Here is a 13229-nt window from a genome sequence, read left to right on the forward strand (position 1 = left end):
GATAATATTTTTTCAGTATAGTACTCAGACCATATTTAAATTTTCCAGTAAACAGAGTACCTCAGATTGTTTTTTAAGTTTTCTTTTGGAAGTTTTTTTACTATTTTAGTTGTCCTTCCCGTCGTTTAAAACCTTCTTGGCTTCCTTAATTACGTCAGCTATGCAACTTAATGCTTCGTCTGCATGTTGTCTGGCTTCATCACTTAGATCTGTGTTTCCCCGATGAAACTCCAGCCATTGTAAGGCCGGTATAGCTTTTCTAGCTTCAATCATGGTGAAAGTAGGAAGCATTTTGTGGGCTACGTTACACAAATCTGCCATGTCCTTATTGCTTAGAGCCTGTTTCATACGTTCATAATTCTTCGTACTTTCTCCGATGAAAGTTTCCAGAATCTCATGTGCAGCGGCAGGGTCATCACCCGAAAAAGCTGTGAGGGGTGAAAAATTATATGTACATTCTGTATCAGACAGTTTACTGTCTGTTTGTACTGTATTTCCTTTCCAGTCTTCTTGCATGTGAGTTTTGAAAATTTTCAACAGCTCAGTCTGATTGAAAGGTTTATGCAGACATCCGGCAAAGCCCTGTGTGCAAAAATCAGTTTCATCCATATCGCTTCGGGCGGTGATGGCTATGGCGGGAATGTTTTTAGCCTGTGGAACATCGAGGCTTCTCAGTTTCTGGAGTAGCTCAAAGCCGTTCATTGCAGGCATTTGTATATCAGTAAAAACAATATCAAATGTTTCTGAAGCTATCAGCTTGAAGAGTTCCTCCGGCTGTGTACAGCATTTTATGACAGGAGGAATGTTATGTTGGGCATGATTGAACAGGTCATAAATCATGACTTCTGTCAGATTGAGCTGGATACGGTCGTCATCTATTAACAGAATACGCCATTGCTTTTTGTCGTCCGACAGTGTTTCGACTTGAGTTATTGGTGCTTTCGTTACTTTGGGTAAGAATAGTACAACCTGAAACATACTTCCTTTTCCGGGAGCACTTTCTATGGTTATTTCGCCGTTAAGTAGTTCAACCAGTTTCTTTGTAATAGACAGACCAAGTCCGAATCCCTCTTGTCCCTGCGCACTTTGTAAACGAGTAAAAGCTTGGAATACACGTTGCTGCTCTTGAATACTCATACCGCAACCGGTATCTTCTACGCGGAAAGTAAACCGGTTTTGCTCATAATCTACTTGAATTGTGATACTTCCTTGTGAAGTAAATTTCAGTGCATTCGATATCAGGTTTTCTGCAATCTGGCGTATGCGGAAAGGATCACCTTCAAGATTAAGCGTACGTGGTATGTTCTCTTCGAAGTTGAGGGTTAGTTGTTTCTTTTCTGCTCCGGGCAAGAAGCTGGTATAGATACTTTCGAACAGTTCATGTGGATTGAACGTTACGGGGTGAATATCCATTTTTCCTGCTTCCAGTCGGTGGTAGTCAAGAAGTGAAGTAATCAGGTCCAGCAGATGATTTGCCGAACTTTTCATATTATGTAAGTAAAACTGCTGACGACGGTCCTGTACCAGTCTGATTAACAAATCTATATATCCGATAATGGATCCGGCAGGAGCTTTGATGTCGTGCGTGATGGTAAGCATCAGTTTCTCTCGTGCCACAAGTAGATTTTCAGCATATAGTTTAGCTTTTTCCAGTTCTTTACGGTAATGGTTACTTCGTGTTATATCTCGCCAGATAATGGTAAAGAAAATAAGCACAAGCAATACAGCCAGAATAGCAATCGTTGCCATTGTCCATGCAGCCTGCTGGCGGATGTCTTGTTCGTGCGCTATGCGGACTTCCATTGCCTTTTGTTCATCATCCTCTATATTATCCAGCAGCTGATTTACACGCTGGCTCACCCTTCCTCCTGCAATACGCAGCTGGTTGATGCGTGCGTCAAGCGTCCGCATACTTTCTTGTCTTGTCTGGAAAACCTTGTGCTGTATAGAAGTCAGCATAGTAGCAATGGTATCAACCGGATTGTAAGCTTCGTCTATTGTATCTGTATATTCTTCCTGGATGATATTGTCCACTTGGGTTGAGTCGGGCTTACCGGGAGAAAATACATCGGCAAGTCTGCGGAAAAACTTTTTGGGCTTATGATGAATAGTATATGAGTTACGGTGGGTAACCGCGCGTCGGCGTACGTGTGTACTGCTCAATATGGAGTCTTGCTGCATAATCAGACTATCCAGCTGCTGCCGGTACAATTCGTCTGTGGGGCTTTGCTTCATGGCTTCGAGCACCAGTACCATGTTTTGCTCTTTATTCCGCAGCAATGAACGTACTGTATCCAGACGCATCTGTTGCAATGTATCAGTCAGAAGTTGCTGAAGAGAGTCTATAAGGGCGCTGGCTTCTTTCATCGCCCTTTTGTATTTAGGATATTCATTAAGTCGTCCGATACGTAATGTCTGTCCGATAATTTCTGCTTCGTATAGTTGGGTTACAATCTGGTGCGTTGTTTTCCTCCGGTTACTGATTGTTTCTTCCAGTCCCGTAGGCGTAGTGAGCAATGTCATTTGCTGGTGAATGTATCCGATAGCTCCGAAAAGCAAGCAAATGAGTAAAATATATCCGAAGGCAATTTTCGTTGAAGTAGAAAACATAGTCAGACTCCTTTTCCCGTTTTATATCTGAATCTGAGATAATACATAATTCCGGCACTGGTCAAGCCGAACGGGAAAGCCATCCATATACCGGTGATTCCCCAGTCGAAAACAAAGCCGAACAAGTATCCCAAAGGAAGTGATATAATGAAATAAGCAATAAATGAGAACAACATCATCAGGCGTACATCGGCAATGCCTCGCAAGGAATTGGCAAAATTGATTTGCAGTCCGTCGCCAAACTGGTAAAGAAGGAACGGAATAATAACCTGGGCTACCATGGCAGCAACAGTTGCGTCATCCGTAAACCATCCGCCCAAGTGGTTACGCAGCAGGTAAATAGGTATGGATGTACAGACTATCATAATCAGAATGATGTGAAAACCAATGTTTGCTGTACGTCTTACATTGACTATATCCCTCTGTCCTAGAAAGTTACTGATGCGTACAGATACAGCAGCTCCCATGCCATAATACATCATGAAGCATATTTGTGAAACAGCAATCATAATCTGATAGCTGGCAAGCTCTGCACTTCCCAGCCAACCAACCATGATCGCACTCAGGCTGAAGGAAGCTGTTTCCATTCCCATTTGTGCTGCAATGGGCCATCCTAGTCTGTTCAGCAAGCTAAAATCTGTTCTGTTGATTTTTCCCAGTCGGAAACCTTCTCTGAAACTCTGGTAACGACGGGTACCGAAAAACAGAACCAGATAAGCTATGACCATAAGAATACGTGATACCATTGTAGATATACCTGCACCTAGAAGGCCTAGTTCGGGCATACCAAGCTTACCGTAAATAAGGATATAGTTGCCGATAATATTCAGAATGTTACCACTTAATAATATCCACATGGATACTTTGGTATCGGTAATTCCATCGGAGAACTGTTTGAATCCGTTGAACCATAATACGAATGGCAGAGAAACCAGCAATACCATAAAGTAAGGACGCATATGCGGTATCAGCTCATCAGGCTGCCCCATACGGTCAAGGTTCAGATAAAGTATAGTCATTACCAGGCATACGATCGCTGCCAGTACAGTATTGGCTGCAAGGCTGTTTTTAAGCGTTCTTCCTACCTCGCTTACTTTGTGCTGTCCGAACAGACTGCCCACAACAGGCGTCAGTCCATAGGCAAATCCTGTACTGAAGATAATGGCAAGATTGAACATGTTATTGACGAAGCTGGCAGCAGCCAGTTCTGTCGTACTGTGATGTCCGATCATCAGCGTATCAGCAAATCCCAATACGATAACTCCTATCTGCCCGATGACAATAGGAAGGCCTAATGATAATAATGCGCGGTAATGTGACTGACTCATTTGATAGCTTTATAATATAGAATGTTACAATTCTCGGGTACAAAAGTACGGCATGCCGTATCTTGTATCTGTCCGACCGTTACCGAACGGTATTTTCCTACTTCCAGATTTATATCTTCCGCGTGTCCAAGCAATTCAAAGAATGCAAGGTTGGTTGCTACATTCAGGTAATTGATGTTGTTGAAAATTTGTTCGCTTTCGTAGCGGTTCTTTACCTTCTCCAGTTCTTCTTCGGCTACCGGAATCGTTTTCAGTTTGTCGAGCTCCTGCCATACAGCCTCTTCTGCCTGCTCCAGGGTGATGCCCGAAGCTGGTTTTCCTGTAATATGCAGCAAACCCTCGTCGAGGCTTCCCGAAATATAGGCGTCGATGGAGGTAAAGAGTTTTTTCTCTTGTACCAATGTCTGTATGAATCGCGATGAACGTCCGTTTGAAAGCAAGTCGGTTATGATGTCGAATACGTGATATTCGGCATGGAACCGGTTACACATATGAAAGGCCATATATAAAGCATCTACCGGAACTTTTCGTTCTACGCTGCGTCGGCGTATCGCTGTTTGAGGCTTTTCTGCCGGCAATTCACGTTTGGGTATATTGCGTGAAGGTATCGGACCGAACCATTTCTCAGCCAGACGGACAGTTTCTTCAAATGAAATATGACCTGTAACTGCCAGAATCGCATTGTTAGGAGCATAGAAACGATAGAAAAAGTTCTTGACTTCATCTAGTGTAGCATTGGCTATGTGGCTGATTTCCTTACCGATGGTCGGCCAGCGGTATGGATGATCCTGGTAAGCCATTTCGCGCAGCAAATGTGATGCGTCGCCATAAGGCTGGTTCAGATTCCGTTGCTTGAACTCTTCAATTACTACCTGTCGCTGTACTTCCAGGCTTTGCGGGCTGAAGTCGAGGCTCAGCATGCGGTCGCTTTCCAGCCAGAATCCTGTTTCTACGTTCTGATAGGGAAGGGTAATGTAATAATTAGTAATGTCATTGTTGGTCCATGCATTGTTTTCCCCACCGGCATTTTGTACCGGTGCATCGTAATCGGGAATATTCACTGAACCGCCGAACATCAGATGCTCAAACAGGTGAGCAAAACCGGTATGCTCCGGATCTTCGTCGCGTGCTCCTACATCGTACAGCAAATTGAGGGCAACCATTTGGGTTGAGTTGTCCTCATTGTGTACGATACGCAGCCCGTTGGGCAATGTATGATGGTTTACTTGTATCATTCTTTATCCGATTTCTCTATTACAGAAGCTTTCAGTATACGTACATCCTTTTCCGGACGGTCTGTACGGTTGGTTTTTACAGCTTCGATACGTGCTACAACATCCATTCCGTCTACTACCTCTCCAAATATGGTATAGCTGCCGTCAAGATGTGGAGCTCCGCCTACTGTAGTATATGCCTGAATCTGTTCACGGGTAAATTTCAGAGCAGGTTCTTTCTTAACCTCAGCACGTGCTTGTGCTTCCAGTGTATCTTGCAGTGCCATCAGGCCTTCCATATCGTTTGCTTTACGCATCTTATAGATTTCTTTCATGTGCTTGCGTGCCAAAGCCTGAAATACGGTGTCTAGTCTGGCTTCGTTCAGCTGGTTCTCCATATTGATCATCTGTGCTTCAGAGAATTTTCTTCCGGTTACAATATAAAACTGGCAGCCTGATGATTCTCTGTTGGGATTGACTTCATCGCCCTGACGTGCAGCAGCAAGTACACCTCTTTTGTGGAAAAATTTCGGATTGATTTCTGCAGGAATAGTATAGCCTACATCACCGGTTCCTAAAGTTGTTGTGGTGTCGGTAGCAGTCTTGCTTTGCGGATCACCTGCCTGAATCATGAAGTTTTTGATAACGCGGTGGAAAAGTGTACTGTCGTATACCCCTTCTTTCACCAGTTTTATGAAATTGTCACGGTGCTTAGGCGTTTCGTCATACAACTTTACAATAATATTTCCCATCGTGGTTTCCAGACATACAAGTGTTTCGTTTCCAGTCATCATAGATTTTTCTTTTTTTTGACTTCCGGTGCATGCGGCCATGCAACAGAGAATCAGGGTGAATAAAATGATTGTTTTCTTCATACAGTGTGTGTTTTAGAAGCAAAGTTACTACAAAAAAGTGAAATGCGGAAAGATATAGTGATAGAATTGAGTTACAAGGGTTTTGGTTGAAGTGGCGATAATCCGTGAAGCCATTACAATCCCTGCCGAAGCCAAATCCTGACGCCGCTACGTTACTTGTTCGTAACCATGCCCGAAAATGCGACAAACGGGTACGAATAGCGAAACAAGGCTCTAAGGAATAGTGAGTTATCCATAACTCATGCGAAAAATCAGGTTACGGAAAAAGATTGCGCCGTTCCTCCCCGTTTTGCGTACCAACACCGGACTCTTCACCAACTAATTTTGAAACCCAAAAATTAAGGACAATGAAGAGTACATTTTCAGTAATCTACTACCTCAAGCGTCAGGTAGTGAAAAAGGACGGGACAGTTCCCGTCATGGGACGCATCACGGTGGACGGCAGCCAGACACAGTTCAGCTGCAAACTGACTGTCGATCCGAAACTGTGGGACACCAAAGGTGGACGTGTCACGGGCAGAAGCACGGCGGCACTCGAAACGAACCGTATGCTTGACAAGATGCGGGTACGCATCAACAGGCATTATCAGGAAATCATGGAGCGTGACAACTTCGTCACGGCGGAGAAGGTGAAGAACGCCTTTCTCGGACTGGAACACCGCTACCACACGCTGATGCAGGTGTTCCGCCAGCACAACGAGGACTACGAGAAGCAGGTGGAGGCAGGCATGAAAGCCAAAGGCACGCTGCTGAAGTACCGCACCGTTTACAAGCACATGCAAGAGTTCCTCGACATCCGCTACCATGTGAAGGACATCGCCCTAAAAGAGCTTACCCCGGCTTTCATCTCCGACTTCGAGATGTTCCTGCGCACGGACAAGCACTGCTGCACCAATACCGTGTGGCTGTACGTCTGCCCGTTACGGACGATGGTATTCATCGCCATCAACAACGAGTGGCTGACGCGCGACCCGTTCCGCGAGTATGAAATCAAGAAGGAGGAAACAACACGCAGTTTCCTGACCAAAGATGAGATCCGCCTGCTGATGGAGGGGAAACTGAAAAACGCCAAACAGGAATTGTACCGCGACCTCTACCTGTTCTGCGCCTTCACGGGGCTGTCGTTCGCGGATATGCGCAACCTTACGGAAGAGAATATCCGCACCTACTTCGACGAACACGAGTGGATAAACATCAACCGCCAGAAAACGGGCGTGGTGTCCAACATCCGCCTGCTCGACATCGCCAACCGCATAATCGGCAAATACCGGGGACTGTGCGGGGACGGCAGGATATTTCCCGTTCCGCATTATAACACGTGCCTTGCCGGTATCCGTGCCGTCGCCAAGCGTTGCGGCATCACCAAGCATATCACGTGGCATCAGAGCCGCCACACGGCAGCCACGACGATATTCCTCTCCAACGGTGTTCCCATCGAAACGGTCAGCTCCATGCTCGGACACAAGAGCATAAAGACGACGCAGATTTACGCAAGTGCGCCCAGAATGGTCGCTTAATAAATACTTCTTTAGCAAGAAGTTAGGATTGGGTTCGATATAATCCTATCGTCAATCAGTTTATCCAAAGGGGAAACCCGATGGGGAGTGTAGCATACTGATTAAAGCTCCAAGTCCACTAATAGTCAGGTGGCGACTGAGGGGCAAGACGAAAAGACATACATAAGGATGAAGCCTTGATTGGTTGAATGATAGTTCAGTGGTACCAAATCTTGCAACAACGGAAGACTATTATACATACGTTGTTTCATAGTACTCTGCCTATTTTGTGCGTTAGTGCAGAGCATAAAGAACCGACTATGACACAGCCGCAATAAGCGGACAAGAACGAAAGTCGCATCCGACAGTATGTCGTGCTAATAGTTATTAAGAGAACTAACTGGGGATTACCTAAGTCGGAACGCTGGAACAAACAGCTATAAAGAAAGCTTTTGAATATCCGATATGGTAACGGAACTTCCGTAGTAGTCCGAGCAAGGGAAAGCCTTGTACATGGCGAAGGGAAGTAGTCTGTAACTTTAATACAAACAACGGAAAACGTGAGAGACGTATGAGAAATCCAGAGCAAGTATTAAACATTTTAGCTGGACACAGCAATGAGCCCGAGTATAAATACGAAAGGCTTTACCGTATTCTATTCAATGAACAGATGTTCTTTGTCGCCTACCAACGTATGTGTGCAAAGCCGGGCAACATGACACCCGGCACAGATGGCAAAACTGAGGATGAAATGAGCATTGACAGGATAAACAAACTCATAGAGAGTATAAAGGATGAGACTTATAGTCCCAATCCTGCAAAGAGAACTTACATTCCGAAAAAGAATGGGAAGATGCGTCCGCTAGGAATACCGTCTTTTGAAGACAAATTGGTTCAAGAGGTAGTAAGAATGGTGCTTGAAGCCATATATGAGGGACACTTTGAGTGGACATCGCACGGTTTCAGACCCAACCGAAGCTGCCACACAGCACTGAAAAGTCTACAAAACAATTTCAACGGTGCAAAATGGTTCATTGAGGGAGATATAAAAGGCTTCTTTGACAACATAGACCATAATGTGCTGATAGAAATAATGAAAGGCAGAATAGCAGACGACAGATTTCTTCGTCTGATACGGAAATTCCTCAATGCAGGGTACATGGAAGAGTGGCAATTCAACAAGACTTATTCAGGGACACCGCAAGGTGGTATCATAAGCCCTATTTTGGCAAACATATACCTAGACAAGTTCGATAAGTACATGGATGAATATGCCAACAAATTCAATAAAGGGACAGCAAGAAGCCGCAACAAGGATATTTGCAAACTCAACAGCAGAGTACACTACCTAAAACGTAGGATAAATGAAGTAGAGGATGTAAACGTAAGAACAAGGATGGTAGAAGAACTGCACGAAAAGCAGAAGCTGATACTTACAATGCCAAGTGGCAATGATATGGATGTAAACTTTCGCAGGTTGAAATACGTGCGCTATGCCGATGATTTCCTTATCGGAGTTATCGGAACGAAAAACGAATGTGAGAGAATCAAAGCTGACATCACTAAGTTTATGCAGGAAAAGTTAAGACTGGAGATGTCACAGGAAAAGACTTTGATTACAAATGCACAAGACAGCGCAAAATTTTTGGGTTACGAAATATATGTCCGTAAAGACTATGCCACAAAGAGAAACAGTAACGGAACAGTGCGCAGATACTTCAATGGGAACGTGATATTGCACGTTTCAAGAGAAGTAATCAAGAACAAGCTGCTCAGCCTCGAAGCCATGAAAGTTGTCACCAAACACGGCAAGGAGACATGGGTGTCAAAAGGCAGGACTTATATGATTGACAATGAAGCGCACGAGATTGTATCTCAGTTTAATACCGAAATACGAGGGTTCTACAACTATTACTCAATAGCAAACAATGCATCGGCTTTGGGACGCTCTTTCGGCTGTATTATGAAGTTCTCCATGTACAAAACTCTTGCTCAAAAGCTGAATATGTCAGTGAGAAAAGTCATTGAAAGATACCGCAAGGACAATCTCTTTGCAGTGCCTTTTGTAAACAAGGGAGGAGAAACCAAGTACAGGGTATTCTATAATGAGGGGTATGCCCGTAAAACGGATTGTGAAACAGCCCCAAGTGACAATCTGCCGTACATGTTCAAAACGCCATCGTTGAGTCTGATAGAAAGGCTTACAACAAAAACGTGCGAACTATGTGGCAAGCACGGAGAAGTGGTAATGCACCATGTCCGCACACTCAAAGAGTTAAAAGGTAAAAATGACTGGGAACGCAAAATGCTCTACATGCACAGAAAGACTTTGGTTGTATGTGCGGAGTGTAACGCAAAAATCCAGAGATGTGTCAAGTAAGATGATGTTACAGATGGAGAGCCGTATACATGGAGACGTGTAAGTACGGTTCGGGGGCAGGCAAACGAAAACCTACCGCTGTAAAGCGGAAAGGCGTTGTTTGCCGAGCCTACGTGCGCCCAGAATGGTCGCTTAATAAATACTTCTTTAGCAAGAAGTTAGGATTGGGTTCGATATAATCCTATCGTCAATCAGTTTATCCAAAGGGGAAACCCGATGGGGAGTGTAGCATACTGATTAAAGCTCCAAGTCCACTAATAGTCAGGTGGCGACTGAGGGGCAAGACGAAAAGACATACATAAGGATGAAGCCTTGATTGGTTGAATGATAGTTCAGTGGTACCAAATCTTGCAACAACGGAAGACTATTATACATACGTTGTTTCATAGTACTCTGCCTATTTTGTGCGTTAGTGCAGAGCATAAAGAACCGACTATGACACAGCCGCAATAAGCGGACAAGAACGAAAGTCGCATCCGACAGTATGTCGTGCTAATAGTTATTAAGAGAACTAACTGGGGATTACCTAAGTCGGAACGCTGGAACAAACAGCTATAAAGAAAGCTTTTGAATATCCGATATGGTAACGGAACTTCCGTAGTAGTCCGAGCAAGGGAAAGCCTTGTACATGGCGAAGGGAAGTAGTCTGTAACTTTAATACAAACAACGGAAAACGTGAGAGACGTATGAGAAATCCAGAGCAAGTATTAAACATTTTAGCTGGACACAGCAATGAGCCCGAGTATAAATACGAAAGGCTTTACCGTATTCTATTCAATGAACAGATGTTCTTTGTCGCCTACCAACGTATGTGTGCAAAGCCGGGCAACATGACACCCGGCACAGATGGCAAAACTGAGGATGAAATGAGCATTGACAGGATAAACAAACTCATAGAGAGTATAAAGGATGAGACTTATAGTCCCAATCCTGCAAAGAGAACTTACATTCCGAAAAAGAATGGGAAGATGCGTCCGCTAGGAATACCGTCTTTTGAAGACAAATTGGTTCAAGAGGTAGTAAGAATGGTGCTTGAAGCCATATATGAGGGACACTTTGAGTGGACATCGCACGGTTTCAGACCCAACCGAAGCTGCCACACAGCACTGAAAAGTCTACAAAACAATTTCAACGGTGCAAAATGGTTCATTGAGGGAGATATAAAAGGCTTCTTTGACAACATAGACCATAATGTGCTGATAGAAATAATGAAAGGCAGAATAGCAGACGACAGATTTCTTCGTCTGATACGGAAATTCCTCAATGCAGGGTACATGGAAGAGTGGCAATTCAACAAGACTTATTCAGGGACACCGCAAGGTGGTATCATAAGCCCTATTTTGGCAAACATATACCTAGACAAGTTCGATAAGTACATGGATGAATATGCCAACAAATTCAATAAAGGGACAGCAAGAAGCCGCAACAAGGATATTTGCAAACTCAACAGCAGAGTACACTACCTAAAACGTAGGATAAATGAAGTAGAGGATGTAAACGTAAGAACAAGGATGGTAGAAGAACTGCACGAAAAGCAGAAGCTGATACTTACAATGCCAAGTGGCAATGATATGGATGTAAACTTTCGCAGGTTGAAATACGTGCGCTATGCCGATGATTTCCTTATCGGAGTTATCGGAACGAAAAACGAATGTGAGAGAATCAAAGCTGACATCACTAAGTTTATGCAGGAAAAGTTAAGACTGGAGATGTCACAGGAAAAGACTTTGATTACAAATGCACAAGACAGCGCAAAATTTTTGGGTTACGAAATATATGTCCGTAAAGACTATGCCACAAAGAGAAACAGTAACGGAACAGTGCGCAGATACTTCAATGGGAACGTGATATTGCACGTTTCAAGAGAAGTAATCAAGAACAAGCTGCTCAGCCTCGAAGCCATGAAAGTTGTCACCAAACACGGCAAGGAGACATGGGTGTCAAAAGGCAGGACTTATATGATTGACAATGAAGCGCACGAGATTGTATCTCAGTTTAATACCGAAATACGAGGGTTCTACAACTATTACTCAATAGCAAACAATGCATCGGCTTTGGGACGCTCTTTCGGCTGTATTATGAAGTTCTCCATGTACAAAACTCTTGCTCAAAAGCTGAATATGTCAGTGAGAAAAGTCATTGAAAGATACCGCAAGGACAATCTCTTTGCAGTGCCTTTTGTAAACAAGGGAGGAGAAACCAAGTACAGGGTATTCTATAATGAGGGGTATGCCCGTAAAACGGATTGTGAAACAGCCCCAAGTGACAATCTGCCGTACATGTTCAAAACGCCATCGTTGAGTCTGATAGAAAGGCTTACAACAAAAACGTGCGAACTATGTGGCAAGCACGGAGAAGTGGTAATGCACCATGTCCGCACACTCAAAGAGTTAAAAGGTAAAAATGACTGGGAACGCAAAATGCTCTACATGCACAGAAAGACTTTGGTTGTATGTGCGGAGTGTAACGCAAAAATCCAGAGATGTGTCAAGTAAGATGATGTTACAGATGGAGAGCCGTATACATGGAGACGTGTAAGTACGGTTCGGGGGCAGGCAAACGAAAACCTACCGCTGTAAAGCGGAAAGGCGTTGTTTGCCGAGCCTACAGGTGACAAGTACTAAATTGGAGCATGACATATCAGCTTTTGAAAGTCGAATCAAGGGGCATATGCCGACAATGGGGGGAATGGCATGAAAAGGACTGTAATCACCGTGGACGGAAATGGAATGTTATCCATTCCGTCCAACTTGCAAGACTTGTGGATGAGTGAGGGTGAATTGGTTGATATGCTTCATGTCACCGCCATGAAACTCCATGCTGTGATAAGGTCAATATACAAGGATGGTTTATTGACGGTGTCGAAAGTCCAACAGAAACAGGAAACTTCCAATGGCATTTGGCAAACGTTGTATGGCTTTCCGATGATTGTTGCCCTTTGCTTCCGTATAAACTCATACGGGGCAGCTCGGTTTCGTGCCACCATCTTCAAGAGATTGTACGGGGCAAAAGAGAAAAGTAGTGTCATTATCCTACAACTCAATAGAAGAACAACCGCCTTTAGTTGAATGTCCTCTTGCTTGTTTGTTGGCTTGGCGCTGTCGTACTGTCGTGAATAAGTACTGAAGCATAAGCATGACATTCTTACTTGTAGGGGGATGAGTTCTGTTCATAAAAATGACGGACAAAACACCCCTTATTTTTGTTGAATTGTTGAATATGATGAAAGAAGTATTGAACATCAGGCATTTACGGCTCAACATATTCTCAACAAATCTCTCAACAAAAGAAAGATAATGTTGAAAAGAAAAAACCATGAACACCAT

8 protein-coding genes are annotated in these 13229 nt (G+C 43.9%); 4 read left to right on the forward strand and 4 right to left on the reverse strand.

The genetic code is table 11. The annotated features are described in order from the left end of the window. Positions 1 to 105: 105 nt before the first annotated feature. From ACDG22_RS05895 to ACDG22_RS05910, 4 genes are read right to left on the reverse strand one after another with little or no spacing between them, the layout of a single operon-like run. Positions 106 to 2610 (reverse strand): hybrid sensor histidine kinase/response regulator, encoded by a 2505-nt coding sequence (locus tag ACDG22_RS05895; protein ID WP_177593032.1) that lies wholly within the window; start codon positions 2608 to 2610, stop codon positions 106 to 108. 2 nt (positions 2611 to 2612) lie between these two features. Then, entirely contained in the window at positions 2613 to 3938 is a 1326-nt protein-coding gene (locus ACDG22_RS05900; RefSeq protein WP_022125183.1) for an MATE family efflux transporter, read from the reverse strand. Then, entirely contained in the window at positions 3935 to 5173 is a 1239-nt protein-coding gene (locus ACDG22_RS05905) for a M16 family metallopeptidase (RefSeq protein ID WP_007565267.1), read from the reverse strand. Before ACDG22_RS05905 ends, ACDG22_RS05900 begins: the two co-directional genes overlap by 4 nt. After that, positions 5170 to 6027, reverse strand: coding sequence for a peptidylprolyl isomerase (locus ACDG22_RS05910; protein WP_040311692.1), 858 nt, complete (start codon positions 6025 to 6027; stop codon positions 5170 to 5172). The genes ACDG22_RS05905 and ACDG22_RS05910 overlap by 4 nt, the downstream gene beginning before the upstream one ends. Before the next feature lie 347 nt (positions 6028 to 6374). Between ACDG22_RS05910 and ACDG22_RS05915 the strand changes: the two genes are divergently transcribed. From ACDG22_RS05915 to ACDG22_RS05930, 4 genes are all read left to right on the forward strand, one after another. Further along, the gene (locus ACDG22_RS05915) at positions 6375 to 7544 is read left to right on the forward strand and encodes a site-specific integrase (RefSeq protein ID WP_004336895.1); all 1170 of its coding nucleotides are present in this window, start codon (positions 6375 to 6377) and stop codon (positions 7542 to 7544) included. Between the two features lie 550 nt (positions 7545 to 8094). Beyond that, entirely contained in the window at positions 8095 to 9903 is a 1809-nt protein-coding gene (ltrA, locus tag ACDG22_RS05920; protein ID WP_118047455.1) for a group II intron reverse transcriptase/maturase, read from the forward strand. A 686-nt stretch (positions 9904 to 10589) separates the two neighbouring features. Beyond that, positions 10590 to 12398: a group II intron reverse transcriptase/maturase gene (gene ltrA / locus ACDG22_RS05925; RefSeq protein ID WP_118047455.1), complete on the forward strand. Its 1809-nt coding sequence runs from the start codon at positions 10590 to 10592 to the stop codon at positions 12396 to 12398. Positions 12399 to 12596: 198 nt separating this feature from the next. Next, a complete protein-coding gene (locus ACDG22_RS05930; RefSeq protein ID WP_370858806.1) occupies positions 12597 to 12971 on the forward strand; it encodes a hypothetical protein in 375 nt (124 codons plus the stop codon). Positions 12972 to 13229: the final 258 nt, after the last annotated feature.

Source organism: Phocaeicola coprocola (assembly GCF_041333015.1).
GTDB classification, from domain to species: Bacteria; Bacteroidota; Bacteroidia; order Bacteroidales; family Bacteroidaceae; genus Phocaeicola; species Phocaeicola coprocola.

Bases quoted from the DNA above. Each gene is read 5' to 3' on its own strand.
- ACDG22_RS05915 (WP_004336895.1), top strand. From the start codon at position 6,375: ATGAAGAGTACATTTTCAGTAATCTACTACCTCAAGCGTCAGGTAGTG.
- ltrA (WP_118047455.1), top strand. From the start codon at position 10,590: ATGAGAAATCCAGAGCAAGTATTAAACATTTTAGCTGGACACAGCAAT.
- ACDG22_RS05905 (WP_007565267.1), bottom strand. From the start codon at position 5,173: ATGATACAAGTAAACCATCATACATTGCCCAACGGGCTGCGTATCGTA.
- ACDG22_RS05910 (WP_040311692.1), bottom strand. From the start codon at position 6,027: ATGAAGAAAACAATCATTTTATTCACCCTGATTCTCTGTTGCATGGCC.
- ACDG22_RS05895 (WP_177593032.1), bottom strand. From the start codon at position 2,610: ATGTTTTCTACTTCAACGAAAATTGCCTTCGGATATATTTTACTCATT.
- ltrA (WP_118047455.1), top strand. From the start codon at position 8,095: ATGAGAAATCCAGAGCAAGTATTAAACATTTTAGCTGGACACAGCAAT.
- ACDG22_RS05930 (WP_370858806.1), top strand. From the start codon at position 12,597: ATGAAAAGGACTGTAATCACCGTGGACGGAAATGGAATGTTATCCATT.
- ACDG22_RS05900 (WP_022125183.1), bottom strand. From the start codon at position 3,938: ATGAGTCAGTCACATTACCGCGCATTATTATCATTAGGCCTTCCTATT.